Source organism: Cereibacter ovatus (assembly GCF_900207575.1).
Lineage (GTDB): Bacteria > Pseudomonadota > Alphaproteobacteria > Rhodobacterales > Rhodobacteraceae > Cereibacter_A > Cereibacter_A ovatus.
The window spans coordinates 84949-108311 of the sequence record NZ_OAOQ01000005.1; the positions used below are offsets into that span (position 1 = coordinate 84949).

The 23363-nt window shown below is 67.1% G+C and carries 23 protein-coding genes; 16 read left to right on the forward strand and 7 right to left on the reverse strand.

Annotation, left to right across the window (positions count from 1 at the left end):
- Window positions 1–86: 86 nt before the first annotated feature.
- Window positions 87–353: a hypothetical protein gene (locus CRO07_RS07990; protein ID WP_097030168.1), complete on the reverse strand. Its 267-nt coding sequence runs from the start codon at window positions 351–353 to the stop codon at window positions 87–89.
- A 489-nt stretch (window positions 354–842) separates the two neighbouring features.
- Between CRO07_RS07990 and CRO07_RS07995 the strand changes: the two genes are divergently transcribed.
- From CRO07_RS07995 to CRO07_RS08010, 4 genes are all read left to right on the forward strand, one after another.
- A complete protein-coding gene (locus CRO07_RS07995; protein ID WP_097030169.1) occupies window positions 843–1154 on the forward strand; it encodes a hypothetical protein in 312 nt (103 codons plus the stop codon).
- Window positions 1154–2368, forward strand: a complete 1215-nt coding sequence (locus tag CRO07_RS08000; RefSeq protein ID WP_204839992.1) for a methyl-accepting chemotaxis protein — start codon at window positions 1154–1156, stop codon at window positions 2366–2368. Before CRO07_RS07995 ends, CRO07_RS08000 begins: the two co-directional genes overlap by 1 nt.
- A gap of 135 nt (window positions 2369–2503) precedes the next feature.
- Window positions 2504–2911, forward strand: a complete 408-nt coding sequence (locus tag CRO07_RS08005; protein WP_097030171.1) for a carboxymuconolactone decarboxylase family protein — start codon at window positions 2504–2506, stop codon at window positions 2909–2911.
- Window positions 2908–3882, forward strand: a complete 975-nt coding sequence (locus tag CRO07_RS08010) for a quinone oxidoreductase family protein (protein WP_097030172.1) — start codon at window positions 2908–2910, stop codon at window positions 3880–3882. Before CRO07_RS08005 ends, CRO07_RS08010 begins: the two co-directional genes overlap by 4 nt.
- Window positions 3883–4304: 422 nt before the next feature.
- Here CRO07_RS08010 and CRO07_RS08015 read toward each other — a convergent pair whose 3' ends face one another.
- Window positions 4305–4547, reverse strand: coding sequence for a hypothetical protein (locus tag CRO07_RS08015; RefSeq protein ID WP_176504516.1), 243 nt, complete (start codon window positions 4545–4547; stop codon window positions 4305–4307).
- Between the two features lie 865 nt (window positions 4548–5412).
- On the opposite strand from CRO07_RS08015, the gene CRO07_RS08020 reads away from it, so the two are divergent.
- The 4 genes from CRO07_RS08020 to CRO07_RS08035 all read left to right on the forward strand — a co-directional run bounded on the left by CRO07_RS08020 (window position 5413) and on the right by CRO07_RS08035 (window position 9681).
- Window positions 5413–6669 carry an efflux RND transporter periplasmic adaptor subunit gene (locus CRO07_RS08020; protein WP_097030279.1) on the forward strand — a complete coding sequence of 419 codons (1257 nt, stop codon included), beginning with the start codon at window positions 5413–5415 and terminating at the stop codon, window positions 6667–6669.
- A complete protein-coding gene (locus tag CRO07_RS08025) occupies window positions 6669–7370 on the forward strand; it encodes an ABC transporter ATP-binding protein (protein WP_097030173.1) in 702 nt (233 codons plus the stop codon). Before CRO07_RS08020 ends, CRO07_RS08025 begins: the two co-directional genes overlap by 1 nt.
- Before the next feature lies 1 nt (window position 7371).
- Complete coding sequence (locus CRO07_RS08030) at window positions 7372–8577, forward strand: ABC transporter permease (RefSeq protein WP_097030174.1); 1206 nt, start codon at window positions 7372–7374, stop codon at window positions 8575–8577.
- A 63-nt stretch (window positions 8578–8640) separates the two neighbouring features.
- The gene (locus CRO07_RS08035; RefSeq protein ID WP_097030175.1) at window positions 8641–9681 is read left to right on the forward strand and encodes a lysine-2,3-aminomutase-like protein; all 1041 of its coding nucleotides are present in this window, start codon (window positions 8641–8643) and stop codon (window positions 9679–9681) included.
- Here the strand turns inward: CRO07_RS08035 and CRO07_RS08040 are convergent.
- Complete coding sequence (locus CRO07_RS08040; protein WP_097030176.1) at window positions 9678–10919, reverse strand: lytic murein transglycosylase; 1242 nt, start codon at window positions 10917–10919, stop codon at window positions 9678–9680. The genes CRO07_RS08035 and CRO07_RS08040 overlap by 4 nt on opposite strands.
- A gap of 290 nt (window positions 10920–11209) precedes the next feature.
- On the opposite strand from CRO07_RS08040, the gene CRO07_RS08045 reads away from it, so the two are divergent.
- From CRO07_RS08045 to CRO07_RS08080, 8 genes are all read left to right on the forward strand, one after another.
- Entirely contained in the window at window positions 11210–12808 is a 1599-nt protein-coding gene (locus CRO07_RS08045) for an ABC transporter substrate-binding protein (protein WP_097030177.1), read from the forward strand.
- 68 nt (window positions 12809–12876) lie between these two features.
- A complete protein-coding gene (locus tag CRO07_RS08050; RefSeq protein WP_097030178.1) occupies window positions 12877–13884 on the forward strand; it encodes an ABC transporter permease subunit in 1008 nt (335 codons plus the stop codon).
- Between the two features lie 7 nt (window positions 13885–13891).
- Window positions 13892–14785, forward strand: a complete 894-nt coding sequence (locus CRO07_RS08055; RefSeq protein WP_097030179.1) for an ABC transporter permease subunit — start codon at window positions 13892–13894, stop codon at window positions 14783–14785.
- A gap of 4 nt (window positions 14786–14789) precedes the next feature.
- Window positions 14790–15638, forward strand: a complete 849-nt coding sequence (locus CRO07_RS08060; RefSeq protein ID WP_097030180.1) for an ABC transporter ATP-binding protein — start codon at window positions 14790–14792, stop codon at window positions 15636–15638.
- A complete protein-coding gene (locus tag CRO07_RS08065; RefSeq protein WP_097030181.1) occupies window positions 15638–16486 on the forward strand; it encodes an ATP-binding cassette domain-containing protein in 849 nt (282 codons plus the stop codon). Before CRO07_RS08060 ends, CRO07_RS08065 begins: the two co-directional genes overlap by 1 nt.
- A gap of 91 nt (window positions 16487–16577) precedes the next feature.
- On the forward strand, window positions 16578–16973 hold the full coding sequence (locus tag CRO07_RS08070) for a VOC family protein (protein WP_097030182.1): 396 nt from the start codon (window positions 16578–16580) through the stop codon (window positions 16971–16973).
- Window positions 16974–17055: 82 nt separating this feature from the next.
- On the forward strand, window positions 17056–18240 hold the full coding sequence (locus tag CRO07_RS08075; RefSeq protein ID WP_235840955.1) for a hypothetical protein: 1185 nt from the start codon (window positions 17056–17058) through the stop codon (window positions 18238–18240).
- A gap of 382 nt (window positions 18241–18622) precedes the next feature.
- Window positions 18623–20074, forward strand: a complete 1452-nt coding sequence (locus tag CRO07_RS08080; protein WP_097030184.1) for a DegQ family serine endoprotease — start codon at window positions 18623–18625, stop codon at window positions 20072–20074.
- A 73-nt stretch (window positions 20075–20147) separates the two neighbouring features.
- Here the strand turns inward: CRO07_RS08080 and cutA are convergent, their stop codons facing one another.
- From cutA to CRO07_RS08100, 4 genes are all read right to left on the reverse strand, one after another.
- Complete coding sequence (cutA, locus tag CRO07_RS08085; RefSeq protein ID WP_176504517.1) at window positions 20148–20456, reverse strand: divalent-cation tolerance protein CutA; 309 nt, start codon at window positions 20454–20456, stop codon at window positions 20148–20150.
- Between the two features lie 117 nt (window positions 20457–20573).
- Window positions 20574–22145 carry a GMC family oxidoreductase gene (locus CRO07_RS08090; protein WP_097030186.1) on the reverse strand — a complete coding sequence of 524 codons (1572 nt, stop codon included), beginning with the start codon at window positions 22143–22145 and terminating at the stop codon, window positions 20574–20576.
- A gap of 12 nt (window positions 22146–22157) precedes the next feature.
- Window positions 22158–22679: a Twin-arginine translocation pathway signal gene (locus CRO07_RS08095; RefSeq protein ID WP_097030187.1), complete on the reverse strand. Its 522-nt coding sequence runs from the start codon at window positions 22677–22679 to the stop codon at window positions 22158–22160.
- A gap of 323 nt (window positions 22680–23002) precedes the next feature.
- Window positions 23003–23287: a ribbon-helix-helix domain-containing protein gene (locus CRO07_RS08100; RefSeq protein ID WP_097030188.1), complete on the reverse strand. Its 285-nt coding sequence runs from the start codon at window positions 23285–23287 to the stop codon at window positions 23003–23005.
- Between the last annotated feature and the right edge of the window lie 76 nt (window positions 23288–23363).

The following is a 23363-nucleotide window of genomic DNA, read 5'->3' on the forward strand; positions in this document are numbered from 1 at the left end:
TTCCCGACCTGACAAAAAGGGCGCGGCTGCCACTTGGCGCCGCGCCTTTTTTCATTTTGCGGGGCGATCAGCCCCGCCTTGCCATGTCAGGCAAGGATCAGCAGCATGCTTAGAAAAACGCTGGCGGTGATGAAGATCGGCAGCACCAGCGGGATCAGCAGTTCTTCCGGCTCTGGCGCGTCGGTGTCGACGGGGGGTTTCGTCGGTCCCCAGAACGGCGGGCCGGGGCGCCACGGTTCGCGGGCATAGCTGGCCAGCGGTTTGATGCGTCGTTCCGCCATCGTCGCCGGAGCGATGGTGTCCCGTGCCACCGCCCCGCGCAGCGATTCGTGCGACGACTGGATCATGTCCATGAAAGACCTGTGATTCCAAACGGTTGAGGGTGCATCGTTCGGCATGGATCAAAAGAATCCGCTGATGGGTGGGGCGACAACTAAAGATTGTATACTTCTCGCGCTGGAGAGGAAAGGGCTCGTTGCGATATCTCATTACGACCTTTGGCCATGCTGCCGGACGATGCGGATCTGCAAACGTATGCCATCTTTGGCAGGGCACGGGGCGCCCGCACATGTCGCTGTCATCGCCGTGGCGCGGCGATCGCCGGGCCCCCGGATTTCCGGGATGAGAGGTTCGCCCCCGGCGAACCCGCAACAGCCGACCGACAGGGTGGTGCGGCCGCCTGCAACCGCAGTCCTGCCGGCGCACCGGCATGCAACCCTGCGTGTCGGTGCGGGCGCGGACATCGCATAAAAGGATATATCGCCACCGCAAAAGGATATCTTTTAATGATGCAAAAGCACGCAAGGGTTGATTAATGTCCCACGAAGGATAATCCACCCATAATGAAAATCTTGTCCTCGCTCCTCTACCTCTGCCCCGGAGCCGCCGCCTGTCTCGCGCTTGAGACCGCGGCGCTCTCGGCGGGGGGTGGTTTCGACCGTGGCAACGGACCGTATCTTGTCGTGGCGCCCCCATGGGGCGGCGGCGCGGCCGAAGTCGTGCGGCAGGCCGGGGGCGTGATCGTCGGGCCGACCCAGGCCCCCCTGTCCGTATTGGCCGACGGCGCGGATGCCGCGGCGCTGGCGGCGGCAGGGGCATGGTGGGTGCTGGACCCGACGGTGCTGGGCATATCCTGTGGTTCCGGAGAAGTGTGATGACCCCCCCTGACGCGCAAGACGACAAGAAGTCCGGTATCGGGCTGGCACGGATCGTGACGATGGGGCTGCTGCCCCTTGCGCCGGTGTCCGCGGTCTTCACGGGCGGCCCTTTGGTGCCGGTGCTGATCGCGGCGGCAACTTTTTCAGGCATGGCCCTTCTGGTCCGCAAGGCGGATCATCGAACGCAGTCGCTGGTTCTGGCGCTGTCGCTGATCGGCCATTGCATCGCCTTTACCGCCGCCTTCGCCGGGCATTCGTGGCAGATCGATACGCATATGCTGTTCTTCGCGGTCCTTGCCATCGTCGCCACGATGTCCAGCATTCCGGCGCTGCTTTTTGCCTGTGCGGTGACGGCGGTGCACCATCTGTCCTTCGGGCTGGCGCTGCCGGTTCTGGTCTATCCCTCGACCGATCTGGCCGAGAATTTCGGCCGGACCATGCTTCATGCCGCCATTGTCGTGTTCGAGGCGGCGATCCTTGTCCTGTCGATGCTGCGCGGCGCCCGTGCGGCGACCGAAATCCAGGCGGGACGCCAACGTCTGGCCGTCAGTGCCGAACAGGCGGCCGCGGCGCGCATCTCGGCCGAGCGTGCGCGCGAGCGTGCCGTCGCCGCCGTCGCGGTCGAGCAGATCGCCGCCGCGGCGAAGGCAGCCTCTGACAGCGCCCGCAACGCGCAGTCCGTCGTGGCCCGTGCCCGGCTTGATGCCGAAGAGTCGGGGGCAGTGGTTTGCCGCGCAACCGAGGCGATGAACGCGATCGAGGCATCCTCGGTCGAGATCGGCCGCATCGTTGCGGTGATCGACGAGATCGCGCGTCAGACCGATCTTCTGGCGCTGAATGCCGCTGTCGAATCGGCGCGGGCGGGCGAGGCCGGACGGGGCTTTGCGGTGGTTGCGACCGAGGTGCGCAAACTGGCGCAGCGGTCGGCCGATGCGACGCAGCAGATCCGCGGTCTGGTTTCGACCTCGTCCGGGCGGGTGGCCGAAGGCGTGGGCCTTGTGGGCGCCACCGGCGAGGCGCTTTCGCGCATCACATCCGAAGTGTTGAACCTTAGCGAGGTGGTCGATTCGATCGCCGCGGGTGCAGCCGAGCAATCGGCGGGGCTGGCTCAGGTCAGCACCGCCATCGCACGGATCGACAGCATCGTGGATGAGGACGACGCCGCCGGTGACGATGCATGGTCCAACCCGCAGGTGACCGCGGCCGCCTGATCGGCGGGGCCGGGTCCGGGCCACAGCGGCCGGCCGGCTGCGCATTCGGGGGACTCGACGTCGGCCAAATCCGTGCCAGAATGGCGCGATGATGCCGCGCCCCGGCCACAACGGCCGCCCCGAACAGGAGATCCCATGGCCACAGTCCGGCTTCTGACCGACATCGAGGCCGCCGCCGATCCACGAGTGGCGGCCGTTTTTGCCGACATCCGGGCCACCCGGCAAAGCGATTTCGTCAACAACTTCTGGCGTGCGCTTGCCTGTCAGCCAGACGTTCTGGAAGCGACATGGGCCCGGTTGAAGGTGGTGATGGCGCCCGGCGCGCTGGACCCGCTGACGAAAGAACTGCTCTATATCGCTGTCTCGGCGACCAACGGCTGTTCTTACTGCGTGCATTCCCACACCGCCGCCGCCCGTGCCAAGGGCCTGACGGATGCCCAACATGCCGAATTCCTTGCCGTTCTCGGCATGGCGGCCCAGACCAACCAGCTTGTGACCGCCCTGCAGGTGCCGGTCGACGCAGAATTCCAGGTGCAGACATGACCGATTTCGCCATCGTCGCCCGCCGCACTGGCGGCCCCGAGGTTCTGGAATGGGCCGAGCGTCCCGCCGGCCGCCCCGGCCCCGGCGAGGTGCTGATCCGCCAGACGGCGGTGGGGCTGAACTTCATCGACTGCTATTTCCGCTCGGGTCTTTACCCGTGGCCGGGTGAGGAACTGATCCCCGGCGGCGAGGCGGCGGGCGTGGTCGAGGCCATGGGCGAGGGGGTTGTCGGTTTTGCAGTCGGCGACCGCGTGGCCTATACGATGCCCAATGGCGCCTACCGCACCCACCGGGTGGTGCCGGCGGCTTGGCTGGTGAAGCTTTCGGCCGGCGTCTCGGACGAGATCGCGGCCTCGATCATGCTGAAAGGGCTGACCGCGCATTACCTGATCCATTCCAGTTTCCGCGTCGAGCCGGGCCATGTCGTGCTGGTCCATGCCGCGGCGGGCGGAGTGGGCCAGCTTCTGGGGCAGTGGTTGAAGGCCAAGGGCGCGACCGCCATCGGCACGGTCGGCGGCGCGGCAAAGGTGGCGGCGGCGCGGGCTGCCGGCTATGATCATGTGATCGATTACGACAGCGCCGACTTCCCCGACGCAGTGCGCGAGATCACCGCCGGGCGCGGCTGCGATGTCGTGTATGATTCGGTCGGCCGCACGACATGGCGCGGATCGCTGAAAAGTCTGCGCACGCGCGGCAGTTTCATCTGCTTCGGCCAGTCATCGGGTCCGCTGGACGAGTTCCGCTTTTCCGATCTTGCCGTTGGCAGCTTTACCGCCAACCGACCGTCGCTGTTCCACTATGTCACCACGCGGGACGAACTTGAGGCCCGCGCTGCGGATCTGTTCGCGATGATCGGCTCGGGTCAGCTTCGGTCGCAGATCGGGCAACGGTTCGCGCTGAAAGACGCCGCCAGCGCGCATCATGCGCTTGAACAGCGACAGACCACCGGGGCGACGGTGCTTCTGCCCTGACGGTGGAACCGGGCGGCGCAGGTCGCCGCCCGGCCGGCGTGTCAGCCCCGAGGTGCGACGATCACCGGCAGGCCATTGACGCGGCTGAAGCTGTGTCCGCGCCATGGTTGCCGGGGATCGCGGCGTCGGTGACCACTTCGCCTTCCGGTCCGACCGGATTCTGGTGGACATGGGTGACCGAGGTCTGGTCCGGCGGGTCACAGGTTTGGATCGGTCAGGGGATGGGCCGTTTGCACCAGCGCGACAGCGGCGCCGGCCAAAGCTGCGCCCGCGGCCGAAAGTCAGCGAGTCGTGAGGCGAATCATGGGATGTCCTTTCGGGTCCGTCGGTGCCAACCGGCTTTCGGCAAGCCGGCGACAATGGCGGGACAGCCTGTTCTGTTCCTGAGGCCGCCGCGGAACCCGTCAGAAGGTTGCGCCGCGTCAGGTCTGCGGCAGCGAGGGGCGCAGGTGGGGGCGGATGCGGGACAGAACCTCATAGGTATCTTCGGGCACCCGGACCCATGGCCACCCGGCCGAGGCGGAATAGGCGCTCCATGCGGCATGGGCGTCTTCGGGGGCCACCATGCAGTCGCGCAGCGTCAGCGCATGGCGGATTTTGCGCACGAACTCCATCCGGTTTTCCGGCACCGGCCCGATGCGGCCGGGAAATACCAGCGTCTTCATGCCTTTCCCCAGATCCCTCTGTTGTCCCGTTCCCTTGCAAGACCCGCGCCACGCATTCCCAGTTCGAGAACGAATGACCGCACGATAGGCTGATGCGCCTTTACAAAACGTGTCGCCATGCGACGGAAGGGCCCCAGCCGCGCCCCGGCCCATGCTGTGGGTGCTGCCGCGGCGGGCACAAACGCGCCGTTTGCCGCCATTTCGGGCAACATTCATTGGGCTTTGACCCTCGGGGCCGACCATCCGCTTCCGACACCCGTGCATATTCTGCGACAAAAAGCGACAAGGCGCCTATTGTGACAGCAGATTGTCCGCCGCCTGTCATCGCCCGAAGGGGCGACGCCGCCCCTTGCCAAGCCGCCGCCCGCGGTCAGCGAAGCGCCCATGCCCGCCGCGGTTTGTGTCGATCCGGCACGCGGCGATCTTGCCGGACCTGCGCGATGCCACGTTGGCGCGTGGCCGCTCCCGTCCCAGCAGGGCGATTTTGGGGCAGGCTGTCCCGATCGTCCCCTGAACGCTGGCGCCAAGTGTCAGTGCCACGGCCGGAACCGACCGCCACAAGGCGGTGGGGGCTGTCCCGTCCTTGCGGGGTGGCCTTGCATGTGGCGTCTGGGATGCCCGCCCGCCGGGGTCCATCCCTTGTGCGGGCGATGATCCCCGGCCGCATGGTGTTCGGCCCACGCCATTTCCTTCCCTTTCGTCGCCCCGTTGGGTAGACCCGCTTGGGAAGTGCCTGCGACAGGACCATCTGCCCTGCCGAAACCCGCCGTCGCCACGACGGATGATCTGGCGCAAACCGTTCAACAGTTTGTCCGGCCTTTGGTCGCGACGGATGGCCGGCCGCGCCGGCAAAAAAGGGCGAAGCATGACGGACAAGGGCGAGGAACTGGCGCGCATCCTTTCGCGGCGGCGCGGGCGCGGCTGGTGGCTTTGGGCGCTTCTGGGGCTGGGGCTGGTGGCTGCGGGCGCCGGGCTGTGGCTGGCGCAGCGCGGCACGGGGGCGGCGCCGGTCTATGTGACCGAGGTGGTCCAGCGCGGTGGGCTGACGGTGACGGTGACCGCCACCGGCACGGTGCAGCCCACCACACAGGTCGATGTCTCGTCGGAACTGTCGGGAACGCTGTCCACGGTCGAGGTCGATTACAACGACGAGGTCGAGGTGGGCCAGCCGCTGGCCCGGCTGGACGATACCAAGCTGAGGGCGCTGCTGACCAACGCCGAGGCCTCGCTTGCGGCGGCCGAGGGGCGGCTTGAACAGGCCCGGGCCAGCGCCCGCGAGGCCGAAGAGGTCTTCAAGTCGCGCTCGGCGCTGGATCAGCGCGGTATCGCCGCCCATCTCGACATTCTTGCGACCGAGGTGGCCCATCGCCGCGCGCAGGCGCAGGTGACGATCGCCGCTGCGGATCTGTCGCTGGCGCAGGCCAATCTTCAGGTGCAGCGCGCGGATCTGGAGAAATCGGTGATCCGCTCGCCGATCAAGGGCATCGTGCTGGATCGCGCGGTCGAGGCGGGACAGATCGTGGCCTCGTCGCTGAATACGCCGGTGCTGTTCACGCTGGCCGAGGATCTTGACCGGATGGAACTGCGCGTCGACATCGACGAGGCCGATATCGGCCGGGTGCGGGTCGGCAATCCGGCCAGTTTCCGCGTCGATGCCTATCCGGGCCAGTCCTTCCGCGCCGAGATCGTGCAGGTCCGCTATGCCCCCGAAACGACCGAGGGCGTCGTGACCTACAAGGCGGTTCTGTCGGTGGACAACTCGGGCCGGCTGCTGCGCCCGGGCATGACTGCGACTGCGACGATCACCGTGGCCGAGGTGACCGAGGCGTTGCTGGTGCCCAATGCCGCGCTGCGCTTCGCCCCGCCGCAGGTGGCGGCAAGCGGGGGCGGGGGCGGGGCCAACCGGGGTGGCGGGCTTCTGGGGCTGATCATGCCGCGCCCGCCGGCCGCGGGTCCGGCGCAGGCCGCGCCAGCGGGGGCGGCGATCTGGGTGCTGAAGGACGGCGTGCCGGTGCGCGTCGCGGTGACGGCCGGCGAAAGCGACGGCCGCCGCACCGCGATTTCGGCAGAAGGGCTTTCTGCCGGCGATCCGGTGGTCACCGACCAGCGCGAGGCCGGCTGATGGCCGACACCCCGCTGATCCAGCTTCAGGGCATCGCCCGGGTCTATGGCGAGGGCGAGGCCGAGGTCCGCGCGCTGGACGGCGTGGATCTGGCGATCCGCAAGGGCGAGTTCGTGGCGATCATGGGCCCGTCCGGCTCGGGCAAGTCGACGGCGATGAACATCATCGGCTGTCTCGACCGGCCGACCGCGGGGCGCTATCTGTTCGAAGGCACCGATGTTTCGGGGCTGGACCGCGACGGCCGCGCCCTGCTGCGGCGGCATTTTCTGGGCTTCGTCTTTCAGGGCTTCAACCTGCTGCCGCGCACCACGGCGCTGGAAAACGTGGAACTGCCGCTGATCTACAAGGGCCTGCCCCATGCCGAACGGGTGGCGAAGGCACGGCTTGCGCTGGAACGGGTGGGCCTTGCCGGGCGCGAGCATCACGACCCAAGCCAGCTTTCCGGCGGCCAGCAGCAGCGCGTGGCCATCGCCCGCGCCCTTGCGGGCGAGCCGATGGTGATCCTGGCCGACGAGCCGACGGGAAACCTGGACAGCCAGCGTTCGCACGAGATCATGCAGCTTCTGCAACAGCTTAACCGGGAAGGCATCACCGTCGTCATGGTCACCCACGAAGAGGATATCGCCGCCTATGCCAGCCGTCTGGTGGTGTTTGTCGACGGCCGTCTGGCACGGGACGAGCCGGTGGTGGCGAGGGTCTGACATGCTGTGGGAAACCGTCCGCCTTGCCATCATCGCCATCATCCGCAACAAGCTGCGGTCGTTTCTGACCGTGCTGGGCGTGGTGATCGGCGTTGCCGCCGTCATTGCCATGGTGACGGTGGGGCAGGGCTCTTCGGCGCAGGTCTCGGCCAATGTGGCCAGCCTTGGCACCAATGTGCTGATCGTGCGGCCCGGCAAGCGCATGATGGGGCCGGGCACGCGCGACACCGCCCCCGCCTTCACCCTGCGCGATGTCGAGGCGTTGCAGGATCTGCCGGTGACGGCGGCGGTGGCGCCGACCTCGTCGACATCCTCCACCGTGGTCTTTGGCAATGCCAATGTCACCACCTCGATCACCGGCACCTCGGCGGCCTATATCACCGTGTCGAACTGGGTTCTGGACGACGGGCGGGCCTTCACCCCGGCCGAGGAACGTCAGGGCGCGGCCGTCTGCATTCTGGGCGAGACGGTGCGCGAAAAGCTGTTCGGCAGCGCCGAGGCCCTTGGGCAGACCGTTCGGATCAAGGCGATCTCGTGCGAGGTGGTGGGGCTGTTGCAGCCCAAGGGCGCGGGGTCGTTCGGGCAGGATCAGGACGATCTGCTGCTGATGCCGATCCGCACCGTTCAGCGCCGGCTGGCGGGCAATCAGGATGTGTCCGGCATGTCGATCGCGTTGCAGGACGGCGTGTCCTCGGCCCGCGGCATTTCCGAGATCACCGCCCTGATGCGCGAACGCCGCCGGATCGAGCCGGGGGCCGAGGACAATTTCTCGGTCACCGACATGAAGGAAATCGCCTCGATGCTGACGTCGATCAACACGGTTCTGGCGGGGCTGCTGTCGTCGGTCGCGGCGGTCAGTCTGCTGGTCGGCGGCATCGGGATCATGAACATCATGCTCGTCTCGGTGACCGAGCGCACGCGAGAGATCGGCATCCGGCTGGCGGTGGGCGCGACCGCGGGGCAGGTTCTGACACAGTTTCTGGTCGAGGCGATCATGCTTTCGGTGCTGGGCGGTGTGGTGGGGATCGCGCTGGGGCTGGGGCTGGCCTATGTCGCCTCGCGTTACATGGTGATCCCGTTCACGCCCGACCCGATGGTGGTGGTGCTGGCGTTCGGCTTTTCGGCGCTGGTGGGGGTGGTGTTCGGCTTCTTCCCCGCCCGCCGCGCCGCGCGCCTTGATCCGATCGAGGCCCTGCGCCACCAGTAGCGCGGGGCCTTGCGCGGCGGCGCCTGCGGGGGGATAAAGCCGCCTCAACCGAAGGAACCCGCCTTGTCCGACCGCGCGCTGCAATCGCTGGACGATCTGGTGGCGGCGGGTCTTGCCCGGCCGTCCGACGCGCTGGCCGAGGTCGAGCGCCGGTTCCGTATCCGCCTGACGCCTGCGATGCAGGCCGCCGCCGCCGCCGATCCGGGCGTTCTGCGCCAGTTCGTGCCCACCCCGGCCGAGTTGGAGATCGGCCCCGAGGCGCTGGCCGATCCGATCGGCGACGCCGCGCACAGCCCCACCCCCGGCCTGACCCATCGCTACCCCGACCGGGCGATCCTGCATGTCACCCGCACTTGCGATGTCTACTGCCGGTTCTGCTTCCGCCGCGAGGTGGTGGGCGCCGAGGGCACCCTGCCCGAGGCCGAACTGGACGCGGCGCTGGCCTATGTCGAACGCACGCCCGCGATCCGCGAGGTGATCCTGACCGGGGGCGATCCCTTGGTGCTGTCGCCGCGCCGGCTGGCCGGGATCGTGGGGCGGCTGGGGCGGGTCGCGCATCTGGACCAGATCCGCATCCACAGCCGCGTGCCGGTGGTGGCGCCGCACCGCGTCGATGGCGCGTTGCTGGCCGCGCTGGCGGCCCCGGTGCCGGTCTGGATCGTGGTCCATGCCAACCACGCCGCCGAACTGGGCGCCGAGGCGCGGGGCGCGCTGGCGCGGCTGGCCGGGGCGGGTATCCCGCTGCTGTCGCAAAGCGTGCTGTTGCGCGGCGTGAACGACAGCGCAGATGCGTTGGAGTCGTTGTTCCGCGCCCTGATGCGCTGCCGGGTGAAGCCCTATTACCTGCACCATTGCGATCTGGCAAAGGGCGCGGGCCATTTCCGCACCCCCTTGGCCAAGGGCCGCGCGCTGATGGCCGAGCTTCGTCTCCGGCTGACCGGGGTGGGCCTTCCGACCTATGTCCTTGATATCCCCGGCGGCTTCGGCAAGGTGCCGGTCACCTCCGATCATGTCGCCGCCGACGGCCCCGGCCGCTGGCTGGTGCGTGACCGGCTGGGCGGGGTGCACCGCTACACCGATCCGCCCGAGGGCCTTGCCGACTAGCGCCGCAGCTGCGCCAGCAGATCGACCGAGGGCTGGCCCGTTACCGCCAACCCGTTCGCCTGTTGCCATGCCGAAATCGCGGCTTCGGTCTTGGCGCCGATCACCCCGTCGCTGCCGCCGGTGTCAAAACCCGCGGCGGTCAGGCGGCGCTGGATCTCTTGCCGGTCGGCCATGGTCAGGCCGCGGGCATCGGGGGGAAAGCTGCCACGGATCGCGGGGCCGCCGCGCAGCCGGTCGGACAGATGGCCGACGCCGATCACATAATTCTCGGAATTGTTGTAACGGGTGATGACGGTGAAGTTGCGAAACACCATGAAGGCCGGCCCCGCCAACCCCATCGGGATCAGGATCGAGGCCGGGCCATGGTCCGGCACCGCGCGCCCGTCCATGTCGCGCACCCCCATCGCTGCCCAGTCGGCGGGGCTGCGCGTGGTGCCGCGCCCGGCAAGGCCCGCGTTGAAGCCCGCGGGCAGCCGCACCTCGACCCCCCAGGGCTGACCCCGCCGCCAGCCCGACCGCGCCAGATAAGCCGCGGCCGAGGCCAGCGCATCGGTCGGATCGTCCGACCAGATGTCGCGCCGCCCGTCGCCGCGGAAATCCACCGCATAGGCAAGATAAGAGGTCGGGATGAACTGCGTGTGCCCCATCGCGCCGGCCCAGCTTCCGGTCATCCGGGCGGGCGCCACATCGCCGTTCTGAACGATCTTCAGCGCCGCGATCAGCTGGCTTTCGAAAAACGCACCGCGGCGGCCCTCGAAGGCCAGCGTCGACAGCGCCGAGACCACAGGCACCGAACCGCGGCGTTCGCCATAGCGGCTTTCAAGGCCCCAGACCGCGGCGACCACATGCGATTCAACGCCATAGCGGGCCTCGATCTCTGCCAGCACCGCGCCATGGCGGGCCAGCGCCGCACGCCCCAGCGCGATCCGCTCGGCCGAGGCGGCAATGGCAAGGTAGTCTTCCAGCGTCCGGGTGAACTCGGTCTGGTTGCGGTCGCGGTCGATCACGTCGGGCAGGAACCCCGCGCCGGCAAAGCCGCGCTCGAACGTGTCGGGGGCGATGCCGGCCGACAGGGCGCGTGGCCGGAAACCCGCCACCCAGGCATCCCAGGCCGGGTTCGGCACCGCGCGCATTGCGGGTTCGGACGCGGCGGGCAGGAAGGCCGCCCCCCCGCCGGTGCAGCCCGCAAGCCCCGCCGCCATCAGCCCCAGCATCACCGCCCGTCGTGTCGTCTGCATCCTGCTCTCCCGCTTCTGGTGCCGGTTTCGGTGCAGCCTAACCGAATCGCGCGGCAGGGCAAACGGAACTGGCGGGGATGCGCCGACCGCGCAGGGCGCTGCCCGGCCTATCCTGCGGCGCCCGGTCGCGCCACGGCAAAAGGGTCAACAAAAGTTCCCTTTCCGCCCAGTCGCCGCTACGTCACCTTTGAGAATCTTCCTTGCAAACGGCATCACAACCGCATTTGATCCGCCCGAGGCGCCGCACATTCGCAAGAAGGCGGCACTTCCAACATGATGGAGGTTCACCCATGAAATTTGCGCATCTTCTGGCCGCCTCGTCGCTGGCCGTGATGGCGGCTGCCGGGGCCAACGCCAAGACGCTGGTCTATTGCTCGGAAGGGTCGCCCGAAGGGTTCGATCCGGCGCCCTATACCGCGGGCACCACGTTTGATGCCTCGGGCAAGACGGTCTACAACCGCCTGGTCGAGTTCGACCGCGGCACGACCAACGTGGTTCCGGGCCTTGCCGAAAGCTATGAGGTGGCCGCCGACGGGCTGGAATACACCTTCAAGCTGCGGCCCGGGGTCAAGTTCCACACCACGTCCTTCTTCACGCCGACCCGCGATCTGAACGCCGACGACGTGATCTTCTCGTTCATGCGGCAGGGCGATCCGGCCCATCCGTGGCACCAGTATGTGCCCGGAATCTCTTATGAATATTATGCGGGCATGGAAATGCCCACGGTCATCAAGGAAATCCGGAAGGTCGACGACCTGACGGTGAAATTCGTGCTGACCCGCCCGGAAGCGCCGTTCCTGGCCAACCTTGCGATGAGCTTCGCCTCGATCCTGTCGAAGGAATACGCCGACAAGCTTGAGGCCGAGGGCCGCATGGCCGACATGAACAACGTGCCGGTGGGCACCGGCCCGTTCAAGTTCGTGGCCTATCAGAAGGACGCGGTGATCCGCTATCAGGCGCACGAAGATTACTGGGCCGGCCGCGAAAAGATCGACGATCTGGTGTTTGCCATCACCACCGATCCGGCGGTGCGGATGCAGAAGCTGCAAGCCGGCGAATGCCACATCATGTCCTATCCGGCGCCTGCCGACATCGAGGCGCTGAAGGCCGATCCGAACCTTCAGGTGATGGAACAGCCCGGCCTGAACGTGGCCTATCTGGCCTACAACACCACCATCGCGCCCTTTGACAAGCCCGAGGTGCGCCGCGCGCTGAACATGGCGATGAACAAGCAGGCGATCGTCGACGCCGTGTTCCAGGGCACCGGCCAGATGGCCAAGAACCCGATCCCGCCGACGATGTGGAGCTATAACGACGCGGTCGAGGATGTGCCCTTCGATCCCGAAGGCGCCAAGAAACTGCTGGAAGAAGCGGGCGTGTCGGGTCTGAGCATGGAAGTCTGGGCGATGCCGGTGCAGCGCCCCTACATGCCCAACGCCCGCCGCACCGCCGAGCTGATCCAGGAGGATTTCTCGAAGGTCGGCGTCGATGTCAGCATCGTGTCCTATGAATGGGGCGAGTATCTGAAGAAATCGACCGAGCCGGGCCGTCAGGGCGCGGTGATCCTGGGCTGGACCGGCGACAACGGCGATCCCGACAACTTCCTGGCGGTGCTGCTGGGCTGTGCGGCCACCGGCGACGGCGGCGCGAACCGCGCCCAGTGGTGCAACAAGGAGTTCGACGACCTGATCCAGAAGGCCAAGGTCACCTCGGACCCGGCCGAGCGGACGCGGCTTTACGAAGAAGCCCAGCTTGTCTTCAAGCGTGAAAACCCCTGGGCCACGCTGGCCCATTCGACGGTGTTCATGCCGATGTCGAAGAAGGTTTCGGGCTATGTGATGGACCCGCTGGGCACGCACAACTTCACGGGCGTCGATATCGCGGAATAAACCGACTACACTAAGGGGCAGGCGCGCCGGGAAGACCCCCGGCGCGCCTCTCATCATTCAGGACGCAGATGATCAGATTCCTTCTCGGCAAGCTTGCCTATCTGATACCGACCTTCATCGGCATCACCATCGTGGCCTTCGGCTTCGTGCGGCTTCTGCCAGGCGATCCGGTGCTGCTGCTTGCGGGCGAACGCGGCATCACGCCGGAACGCCACGCCGAACTTTCCGCCCAGCTCGGCTTTGACCGGCCGATCTGGGTTCAATACCTTGAATTCGTGGGCAACCTGTTTCAGGGCGATTTCGGCCTGTCGATCACCACGAAAAAGCCGGTGCTGACCGAATTCCTGACCCTGTTCCCTGCCACGATCGAGCTTGGTCTGGTTGCGGTGACGCTGGCCACGCTGATCGGCATCCCCCTGGGCGTGTTTGCCGCGATCAAGCGCGGCAGCTGGTTCGATCAGATCTCGATGGGCACCGCGCTGGTGGGCTATTCGATGCCGATCTTCTGGTGGGGGCTTTTGCTGATCATCCTGTTCTCGGGCATCCTGAAATGGACGCCGGTTTCGGGCCGGATCGATCTGCTGTATTTCTTCCCAAACGGCACCGGCTTCATGCTGTATGACGCGCTGGTGTCGGGGCAGTCGGGGGCGTTCACCTCGGCGGTGCGGCACCTGATCCTGCCCTCGGTGGTGCTGGCCACGATCCCGATGGCGGTGATCGCGCGGCAGTCGCGGTCGGCCATGCTTGAGGTGCTGGGCGAGGATTACGTCCGGACCGCCCGCGCCAAGGGGCTAAGCCCGTTCCGCGTTGTCAGCATCCACGCGCTACGGAATGCGCTGATCCCGGTCGTCACCACCATCGGCCTTCAGGTCGGCGTGGTGATGGCCGGCGCGATCCTGACCGAGACCATCTTTTCCTGGCCGGGCATCGGCAAGTGGATGATCGATTCCATCTCGCGCCGGGACTATCCGTCGGTTCAGGGCGGCCTGCTGCTGATGGCAGGTGTCGTGATGATGGTGAACCTGATCGTCGATCTGCTTTACGGGGTCATCAACCCCCGCATCCGCCATTCCTGAGGGTTCCATGACCGCAGCAACCCCCATCCCATCGGAACGCCGCCGCATCCTGCGCGAGTTCTGGTTCTATTTCTCGGAAAACCGCGGCGCGGTGATCGGCCTTGGCGTGTTCCTTCTGCTGGTGCTGCTGGCGATCTTTGCGCCGCTGATCGCACCGCACAGCCCGACCTTGCAGAACCGCGCCGCCCTGCTGGTGCCGCCGTTCTGGCAAGAGGGCGGCAGCACGACCTTTCTGCTGGGCACCGATGCGGTCGGGCGCGACATCCTTTCGCGGCTGATCTTCGGGGCGCGGCAGTCGCTGTTCATCGGCTGCGTCGTGGTGTCGATCGCGCTGACCGGCGGCATCATCCTTGGCCTTGTCGCGGGCTTTTTCGGTGGCTGGGTCGATGCGGTCATCATGCGGGTGATGGACGTGATCCTTGCCTTCCCGTCGCTGCTTCTGGCGCTGGTGATGGTGGCGATCCTTGGCCCCGGCCTGACGAACGCGATGATCGCCATTGCCATCGTGCTGCAACCCCACTTCGCGCGCCTGACCCGCGCCGCGGTGATGGCCGAGAAGAACCGCGAATATGTCATGGCGGCCCGCGTCGCCGGGGCGGGACGACTGCGGCTGATGTTCCGCACCATCCTGCCGAACTGCCTTGCGCCGCTGATCGTGCAGGGCACGCTGTCGTTTTCCAATGCGGTGCTGGATGCGGCGGCGCTTGGCTTTCTGGGCATGGGGGCGCAGCCGCCCATTCCCGAATGGGGAACCATGCTGGCCGAAGCGCGCGAATTCATCCTGCGGGCGTGGTGGGTGGTGACGTTCCCGGGCCTTGCGATCCTTGTCACGGTGCTGGCGATCAACCTTGTGGGCGACGGCCTGCGCGACGCGCTTGACCCCAAGCTGAAGCGGAGCTGAGATCATGGCGCTTCTGGAAATCCGCAACCTCTCGGTCGGGTTCGAAACCTCGACCGGGCGCTTTCATGCCGTGAAGGGCATCGACCTTGACGTGCACCCGCGCGAGGTGCTGGCCGTGGTGGGCGAAAGCGGCTCTGGCAAGTCGGTGGCGATGCTGGCGGCCATGGGCCTTCTGCCGAAAACCGCGATCATTCAGGCCGATGTGATGCGCTTTGACGGCCGCGACCTGCTGACCATGCCCGATGCCCAGCGGCGCGAGATCATCGGCCGCGACATCTCGATGATCTTTCAGGAACCCATCGCGTCCTTGAACCCCTGTTTCACCGTGGGCTACCAGATCGAAGAGGTTCTGCGTGCCCATCTGAACATGGGCGCCCGCGCCCGCCGCGCCCGCGCGATCGAGCTGTTCCGTGCCGTGGGCATCCCAGACCCGGAAGGCCGGCTTGCCAGCTATCCGCATCAGATGTCGGGCGGCCAGTGTCAGCGGGTGATGATCGCCATGGCCATCGCCTGCAAGCCCAAGCTGTTGATCGCGGACGAGCCTACGACCGCGCTGGATGTGACGATCCAGAAGCAGATCCTTGATCTGCTGATGACGCTTCAGGAAGACACCGGGATGGGCATGATCATGATCACCCATGACATGGGCGTGGTGGCCGAAACCGCCGACCGCGTCGTGGTGATGTATAAAGGCCGCAAGATGGAAGAGGCCGGCGTGCTGGACATATTCGAGTCCCCCTCGCATCCCTACACCCGGGCGCTGCTGTCGGCGCTGCCGGAACTGGCAACCGGCGACCGGCTGCCCACGGTGTCGGATTTCATCGACACTCAGGCCTTGGCGGAGGGCGCGTGATGGCCCCGGTTCTTGAAGCGCGCAACATCGTGCGCGACTATGCGGGCGCGGGCGGGCTGTTCCGCCGCGCGCAGCCGGTCCGGGCGCTGAAGGGGATCTCTTTCTCGGTCGAGCAGGGCCGCACGCTGGCGGTGGTGGGCGAAAGCGGCTGTGGCAAGTCCACGCTGGCGCGCATCATCACCCTGATCGACCCGGCCACCGCGGGCGATCTGCTGATCGACGGCGAACGGATCGACATCGCTCGGCAGGGTCTGCCGCCGGGCCTGCGCCGCAAGGTGCAGATCGTGTTCCAGAACCCCTATGGCTCGCTCAATCCGCGCCAGAAGGTGGGCGACATGTTGATGGAGCCGCTGATCCTGAACACCAAGGACACGGCCGAACAGCGGCGCGACAAGGCCATGGCGATGCTGGTGAAGGTCGGGTTGGCGCCCGAACATTTCCAACGCTATCCGCATATGTTCTCGGGTGGGCAGCGTCAGCGTCTGGCGATCGCGCGGGCGCTGATGGTGAACCCGCGGCTTCTGGTGCTGGATGAACCCGTCTCGGCGCTGGATCTGTCGGTGCAGGCGCAGGTGCTGAACCTGCTGGCCGATCTTCAGGAAGAATTCGATCTGACCTATGTCTTCATCAGTCACGACCTGTCGGTGGTGCGCTATATCGCCGACGAGGTGATGGTGATGTGGAAGGGCGAAGTGGTCGAATACGGCAGCCGCGACGCGGTGTTCGATGCGCCGCAGCATGACTATACCCGCACGCTGTTCGCCGCGACCCCGGTGACGGATGTGGCGGCGATCCGGGCGCGGGTGGCGCGGCGCCGCGCGGCGGGCATCGGCGCGCCCGCGGCCTGATCTGTGGCCTTGGCGGGGGGGGTAGTAGCCCGATACCACCCCCCGCCAGCGGCACTTTGCCAAGGTGCGGGCGCAGAACCCGGAGGATTCCATGGCCAAGACCATTCACAGCATGATCCGCGTGCTTGACGAGGCGCGCTCGCTTGCCTTCTACCGCGATGCCTTTGGCCTTCAGGTCGCGGACCGGCTGGATTTCGACAGTTTCACCCTGATCTATCTGTCAAACCCGGAAAGCGACTTCGAACTGGAACTGACGGTCAACAAGGGCCGGACCGAACCCTATGCCCTTGGCGACGGCTATGGCCATCTGGCGGTCTCTGTCGCCGATGTCGCAGCCGAACATGCCCGCCTGACCGAAGCGGGCCTCAACCCACGGAAAATCGTGGATTTTGCGCCCGCCGGCAGCGTGATCGCCCGGTTCTTTTTCATCGCGGACCCCGACGGATACCAGATTGAAGTGTTGGAGCGGGGCGGCCGCTTCAAGTAACGTGCGGCCAAGCCGGCGGTTTGCCCTTGGTGGGCAGGCCGTCGTGCCGGAAACGGTATAAGGGGGTATCATGCGCGACCGCATGGGACTGACGATCATCCTGCCCGCCACTCTGGCGGTTGTGGCGGCAGGCGGCGCGGGATTTGGCGCCTATATGTATAACGAACGCAACGTGGCGCTGGCCGAGCTTGCGCATCAGGCCGAACTGACCGGCGAGGTCACGGCGCTTGAAGGCAAGGTTGCCGGGCTTGCCTCGCAAACCAGCGAAGCCGAGACCGCACTGGCCGCCCTGCTGGCGCAGGCCGAGGCGGCGAAATCGGAACTGGCGACGGTCCAGCTTGACCATGAACGGCTGGCCGCGGAACTTGCGCCCATGCGCGAGGAGATCGCAGGGTTCGACACCCGCCGCACCGCGGCCGAGACCGGCGCCGCCGAGGCGATCGCCGCCTTCGAGGCCGCTGACAGCCGTCTGAAGGATCTGATTGCCCGCGAAGATGAATTGCGCGCCACGGTCACCAACCTGTCCGCGCAGGCCGAGGATCTCGACCGCCGGATGGAGTCGCTGCGCGTCGAAAGCGGGCAACTGGTGGCGGCCGCGCAGTCGGCGGCCCGCCAGCGCAACGACCTGCAAGGTATGGTCGAGCTTCTGTCGCAGGTTCTGGCCGCGCGCAGCAGCGAACTGGTCGATCTGGAACGCAAGCTGGGGGCCTATCAGCTGACGGCGCCGGCCGAAGGCCCGGCGATCCCCGAGGCCGACGAGGCCCTGCCCGCCGAGACCCCCGACGCCGAAACCCCCGACGCCGAGGCCACCGAACCGACCGAGGCCGAGCCGACCGAGCCCGAGGCGCCTGAAACCGCGGCCCCCGAGACTGCGGCCCCCGAAGAACCCGCGGCCGAGGCCCCGGCCGAAGCTGACGAAGCCCCCGCCGAACCCGAAGCCCAGGATGCCGCTGCCTCCGAGACCCCGGCCGAGCCCGAAGCCACCGTCACGGGTCTGGGCGTGGGCGCCTACAGCATCGGTGCGCTCGAGGTGGACTTTGGCAAGGGCGGCCGGTTCGTCATGCGCAACACCGATCTTGGCACGCAGGTGTCGGGCATGTGGTCGGTGTCGGGCGATGTGCTGACGCTTGCGGCACCGAAAAGCGGAAGCGGCTCGGCCAGCTTCCCGATGCTGTGCCGCGTGGTCACCTCGGCCGAGGGCATTGCGCTGGAAGCGGCGGACAAGGGCAATTGCGCCCTTGCCGGTTCGGCCGTCACGCCGCGCTGATCCGCAGCTTGCCGGACGCGGGGCCATCGCGGCCGTGCGTCCGGCAGACCGACGCCCAAGGGGTCTGACCCGCAGGCGTCCCGCTTCGGATCGGGCGGCAGCCATGGCCGCAAGGCCGATGCGCCGGTTCCTTTTCACCGGCCCGCTGGCATTTGGTCGCTTGCACCGAACCCTTCCCGCCCATCATTCTTCCCGATCCCGATCCCGATCCCGATCCCGATCCCGATCCCGATCCCGCCATCTGACGCCGCCTGCGCCCTCTGGCGTATGGATCGGGCGGATCACGACTGCGCGAGACCGCCCGGCCACCCCGCGGCGGGATGCGGGCCCCGCCCCATATTGGCGCAGGGTCGTTCCCGATCGTCATCCGAAGGAGAAGTTCATGCCGATGCCCTTGCTGCGGTCGTCGCTGAAGGCCGCGATGCTTGCCACCACGCTTCTGGCCACCGGCGTGGCCGGCCTTGCCGTCACGGTTCCGCCTGCGCAGGCCGAGGTGCCGATGCAGGGCTATGCCGACCTTGTCGCGCAGGTCTCGCCCGCGGTGGTGTTCATCGAGGTCACCGCGCAGTCGCAGGCCCCCTCGGGCCGCGCGGGCAACCCGCTTGAAGAGTTCCTGCGCCGCTTCGGTGAGGTCAACCCGCAGTTCCGCCTGCCTGAACAGCCCGAGGGCGGGCAGGTGATGCATGGCCTTGGGTCGGGCTTTCTGATCTCGAAGGACGGGGTGGTGGTGACAAACAACCACGTCGTCGAGAACGCCACCGACATGCGGGTGAAACTTGAGGACGGGCGCGAATATCAGGCCGAACTGGTCGGCTCTGACCCGATGACCGATATCGCGGTGATCCGGCTGAAAGGGGCGAAGGATCTGCCCTTTGTCGAGTTCGGCGACAGCGAGGCGCTGCGGGTGGGCGATGCCGTTGTGGCGGTGGGCAACCCCTTCGGGCTGGGCGGCACGGTGACATCGGGGATCGTCTCGGCAATGGGGCGCAACATCAACTCTGGCCCTTACGATGACTACATCCAGACCGACGCGGCGATCAACCGCGGCAACTCGGGCGGGCCGTTGTTCGACACCACCGGGCGGGTGGTCGGCATGAACACGGCGATCTTCTCGCCCACCGGCGGCTCGGTCGGGATCGGGTTCTCGATCCCGGCCAATACGGTGCGGGATGTGGTGGCGCAGTTGCAGCAGTCGGGCCGGGTGGCGCGCGGCTGGCTGGGGGTCACGATCCAGCCGATGACACCTGACATTGCCCTTGCGCTGGGGCTTCCGGGGCAGGACGGCGCGCTGGTGGCGCAGGTTCAGCCCGACAGCCCGGCCGAAGCCGCCGGAATCGCAAGCGGCGATGTCATCAGCGCGGTGAATGGCAAGCCTGTGACCGGGCGAAGCAGCCTGCCCCGCCTGATTGCGGCGATCCCGGATGGCGAGCGCGCGACCCTGACGGTTGTCCGCGACGGGGCCGAGCGCAAGCTGTCCGTCACCATCGGCGCGCTGTCCCCCGAAAGGGTGGCCGCCGCGCCGTCGGATGCGCCGTCCGGTCTGGCTGCGCCGCTGGGGGTTGATATCGAGCCGCTTGCCCCGCGGCTGGCGCGGCAACTGGGCCTGCCGCCCAACCTGTCGGGCGTGGTGATCACGGCGGTCGACCCGTCGGGGCCCAACGCCGACCGTCTTGGCCCCGGCGATGTGATCGCGGAAGCCGGCGGCCGTCCCATCGCCACACCGCGTGACCTTGCCGCCGCGCTGCGCGAGGCGCAGGGCCGGGGGGTGCTGCTGCTGAAGGTGATCCGGGACGGCGATCCGGTCTATGTCGGCGCCGAGGTTCCCGGCGCCTGATCGGTCGCGCATCCCCTGACGCAGCCACCGCGCGCCCCGGCAACGGGATCGCCCGGGGCGCGCGGTGGCCGTGTCAGTCTGCGGTTTGGGCGGCGATCCAGTCAGCATAAGGGGGGCTGACATTGTCCAGTCGCACCGACCAGATCGCCGGCAATTCATAGGGGTGATGTGCGCGGATCAGCGCCTCAAGCGCGGGGCGACGGGTCTCGACGGTCTTGAACAGCAGGCGGATCTCATTGTCTTCGCACAGATCGCCCTTCCAGCGGTAAAGGCTGTCGATCCGTTCCAACTGGGCGCAGGCGCACAGGTTCTGCGCCAGCGCCGCCCGCGCCATTGCGCGGGCCTGGGCCTCGGTTGCCACGGTGGTCTGAACGCCGATCATCATGGCTTCCGCCCCCCCCCCTCTCTCTTGTCTCACACAGGCTGACCCGTTGCGCAGGCAGGGTCAACCGGCGTCCGGGCGGCGGGGGGGAAGGCCACCGCCCGGACAAGGGTTGTGTCAAAGCGCGCCCTTCGCGATCTCGCCCGCGATATGGTCGGCCTGACGGATCGCCAGCGCCACGATGGTCAGCGTCGGATTCTCGGCCGCGCCGGTGGTGAACTGGCTGCCGTCCGAGATATACAGGTTCTCGACATCATGGGTCCGGCCCCAGCGGTTCACCACGCCAAGGCGCGGATCGTCCGACATGCGGTTGGTGCCAAGGTTGTGGGTCGAGGGATAGGGCGGCGTCGGCAGGGTGCGCGTGGCGCCCATCGCCTCGTAGATCGCCTTGCCCTGTTGGTAGGCGTGGTTGCGCATCGCCACATCGTTCGGGTGGTCGGTGAAATGCACATCCGGCACGGGCTGGCCAAAGCGGTCCTTCACCGCATGGTTCAGGGTGATGCGGTTGGTTTCCTGCGGCATGTCCTCGCCGACGATCCACAGCCCGGCCATGTTTTCGTAGCTGTCAAGCGCGGTGGTGAACTCGCGCCCCCAGCCGCCGGGATCAAGGAAGGCCGCCATGAACGGGATGCCAAGGCTGAGGGTTTCCAGCTCGTATCCGCCGACAAAGCCGCGTGCGGGGTCGTGGTGTGCCTCGTCCTGGACGATGCCGGCCATGGTGGTGCCGCGCCACATCCGAACCGGCTTGTCGAAGATGCCATAAACCGACCCCGTGACATGGCGCATGTAATTGCGCCCGACCTGCCCGGATGAGTTCGCCAGCCCCTGCGGAAACATGTCCGAGGCCGAGTTCAGCAACAGTCGCGGGCTTTCGATCGAATTGCCGGCCACACAGACGATGCGCGCCTTCTGGGTGACCTGATTGCCGGCCTTGTCGACATAGGTCACGCCGGTCGCGCGGCCGCCGGCATCATGGTCGATCTTCAGCGCATGGCAATGGTCGCGCACCTCAAGCAGGCCCGTCGCTTCGCCCCGCGGGATGTCGGTATAGGCCGAGGACCATTTCGCGCCCCATTTGCAGCCCTGGAAACAGAAGCCGGTCTGCATGCACTGGTGGCGGCCGTCATATTCGGCGCTGTTGATCGCCATCCGCCCGGTATGGACCTTTTCATAGCCCAGCTTCCTGGCGCCCGCTTCCAGCACCTTGAAGTTGTTGTTGCCGGGCAGGCCCGCGCGGTCGCCGGTGCGGGTCACGCCCAGCTTGGTTTCGGCCAGATCATACCAAGGCTCCATCTCTTTCAGGTCGATCGGCCAGTCGAGAAGGTTCGCCCCGGGCACCTGTCCATAGGTCGTCAGCGCCTTGAATTCGTGGTCCTGAAACCGCAACGAGGCGCCGGCCCAGTGGATCGAGGTGCCCCCCACCGCCTTCACGATCCAGGCGGGCAGGCCCGAGAAATCCTTGGCCACCCGCCAGTCGCCCGAAGTGGTGCGCGGATCGACCCAGGCCAGTTGACCGAAGCTGTCCCATTCGTCGTTGATGTAATCGTCAGGCACATAGCGGCCGCCGGCTTCCAGCGCGACCACGCTGACGCCTTTCTGCGCCAGTTCGTTGGCCAGAACGCCGCCGCCGGCGCCGGTGCCGATGATGACGACCACCGTATCGTCGTTCAGATCATAGGGTGCGGGCATCGGTGGTCTCCGTCAGATCCAGTTGATGTCATCGAAGCCGCGGGCGATGTAGCCGCCGTGGCTGAAGCTTTCGCCTTCGTAGCCGAACAGCGGCCAGACCGCCTTCTGGTTGTAAAGGCCGGTCACAAGGCCGCCGCGGATGGTCTGGAAGAACTCGCCCGCTTCCATGCCGCGCAGGATGTCGACGCGGTCGCGTTCCCATCCGGTTCCAAGATAGCTGGTAAAGCCCTTGCCGCGCGCCGCCGCATCAAGGCTTGCGATGCCGGCCTCGATCGTGGGGGCGGTTTCGGCGGTGTCATGGCCCTTCACGGCGGCGGCGTAGAATTCGTCGGCGATGCGGTCGTGGGGGTAGATGTCGCGCGCCATCTGGATCAGCGTCGCCATCGTTTCGGGCTTCAGGTGCGTGACCTCCAGCGCCCAGGCCGCATCGCGTGCGGCCACAAAGCCCGTGCCCACCGCGAAGGTCGCGCCTGCCGCCAGACTGCGGGCCAGAAGCTCGCGCCGGGTCAGCGTGCTGCGGTTTGTCAATGTCATCCGTCTTTCCTCCCATGTCAGTGGCGGCCGCTTGGACGCGGCCCGGTGGCCGTCGCGCGTGGGCACGCAGGATAGGCCGCGGTCTGACGGGTCTGCCGGAATTGGCCCCGGTTCTTTGCCCGCCGTGGCAGGTGAAGCGGGCGGACGGGGCGTCCCCCGGCGGCAAGCCTCACCCATTCGACGTTTCGGGAAGGTGCAACGGATCGCATTCTGGCCGCGGTTGCGGGCAGACGAGGGTCCGTGGCCGCGCCTCCCATCGCGCCACAGGGAAAAGGTGGCAGACGGGCGGCGGCCGCGGGTAGTAATCGTCTACTACCGGAACATCATTCGGCGGCGAAGGCGATCGGCTGGCGGCGGCGCAGTTCGATGATGCAGGTGCAGCGCAGAAGCGAGGTGAAATTGGCGGCCTCGCCCGCGGCGATCAGAACCTCGCTGTGCAGTTTCGACACGAAGGCGGGGGTCGAGAGCCCCTCGGATCGGGCGATGTCATCAAGGATGTCCCAGAACAGCCGTTCCAGCCGGATGCTGGTGCTTTGGCCGTTCAGGCGCAGGCGGCGGGTGACGGGGGTGTAGCCGACAGGGTCCTGACGGGCAAAAATCTGGCACATGGCGACGGGCTCCGGGCTGGTCTGCGTGACAGATTGCCGCGCGCTGCCCGGATTTCAAACTGCCTTTTCGTAGCAC

Excerpts from the sequence above, each read along its gene's own strand:
- CRO07_RS08075 (WP_235840955.1), top strand. The coding sequence starts at position 17,056 with ATGGGACTGACGATCATCCTGCCCGCCACTCTGGCGGTTGTGGCGGCA.
- cutA (WP_176504517.1), bottom strand. The coding sequence starts at position 20,456 with ATGATCGGCGTTCAGACCACCGTGGCAACCGAGGCCCAGGCCCGCGCA.
- CRO07_RS08000 (WP_204839992.1), top strand. The coding sequence starts at position 1,154 with ATGACCCCCCCTGACGCGCAAGACGACAAGAAGTCCGGTATCGGGCTG.
- CRO07_RS08060 (WP_097030180.1), top strand. The coding sequence starts at position 14,790 with ATGGCGCTTCTGGAAATCCGCAACCTCTCGGTCGGGTTCGAAACCTCG.
- CRO07_RS08015 (WP_176504516.1), bottom strand. The coding sequence starts at position 4,547 with ATGAAGACGCTGGTATTTCCCGGCCGCATCGGGCCGGTGCCGGAAAAC.
- CRO07_RS08095 (WP_097030187.1), bottom strand. The coding sequence starts at position 22,679 with ATGACATTGACAAACCGCAGCACGCTGACCCGGCGCGAGCTTCTGGCC.
- CRO07_RS08045 (WP_097030177.1), top strand. The coding sequence starts at position 11,210 with ATGAAATTTGCGCATCTTCTGGCCGCCTCGTCGCTGGCCGTGATGGCG.
- CRO07_RS08020 (WP_097030279.1), top strand. The coding sequence starts at position 5,413 with ATGACGGACAAGGGCGAGGAACTGGCGCGCATCCTTTCGCGGCGGCGC.
- CRO07_RS08010 (WP_097030172.1), top strand. The coding sequence starts at position 2,908 with ATGACCGATTTCGCCATCGTCGCCCGCCGCACTGGCGGCCCCGAGGTT.
- CRO07_RS08025 (WP_097030173.1), top strand. The coding sequence starts at position 6,669 with ATGGCCGACACCCCGCTGATCCAGCTTCAGGGCATCGCCCGGGTCTAT.
- CRO07_RS08070 (WP_097030182.1), top strand. The coding sequence starts at position 16,578 with ATGGCCAAGACCATTCACAGCATGATCCGCGTGCTTGACGAGGCGCGC.
- CRO07_RS07990 (WP_097030168.1), bottom strand. The coding sequence starts at position 353 with ATGGACATGATCCAGTCGTCGCACGAATCGCTGCGCGGGGCGGTGGCA.
- CRO07_RS08090 (WP_097030186.1), bottom strand. The coding sequence starts at position 22,145 with ATGCCCGCACCCTATGATCTGAACGACGATACGGTGGTCGTCATCATC.
- CRO07_RS08100 (WP_097030188.1), bottom strand. The coding sequence starts at position 23,287 with ATGTGCCAGATTTTTGCCCGTCAGGACCCTGTCGGCTACACCCCCGTC.
- CRO07_RS08080 (WP_097030184.1), top strand. The coding sequence starts at position 18,623 with ATGCCGATGCCCTTGCTGCGGTCGTCGCTGAAGGCCGCGATGCTTGCC.
- CRO07_RS08050 (WP_097030178.1), top strand. The coding sequence starts at position 12,877 with ATGATCAGATTCCTTCTCGGCAAGCTTGCCTATCTGATACCGACCTTC.
- CRO07_RS08065 (WP_097030181.1), top strand. The coding sequence starts at position 15,638 with ATGGCCCCGGTTCTTGAAGCGCGCAACATCGTGCGCGACTATGCGGGC.
- CRO07_RS08005 (WP_097030171.1), top strand. The coding sequence starts at position 2,504 with ATGGCCACAGTCCGGCTTCTGACCGACATCGAGGCCGCCGCCGATCCA.
- CRO07_RS08055 (WP_097030179.1), top strand. The coding sequence starts at position 13,892 with ATGACCGCAGCAACCCCCATCCCATCGGAACGCCGCCGCATCCTGCGC.
- CRO07_RS08040 (WP_097030176.1), bottom strand. The coding sequence starts at position 10,919 with ATGCAGACGACACGACGGGCGGTGATGCTGGGGCTGATGGCGGCGGGG.
- CRO07_RS07995 (WP_097030169.1), top strand. The coding sequence starts at position 843 with ATGAAAATCTTGTCCTCGCTCCTCTACCTCTGCCCCGGAGCCGCCGCC.
- CRO07_RS08030 (WP_097030174.1), top strand. The coding sequence starts at position 7,372 with ATGCTGTGGGAAACCGTCCGCCTTGCCATCATCGCCATCATCCGCAAC.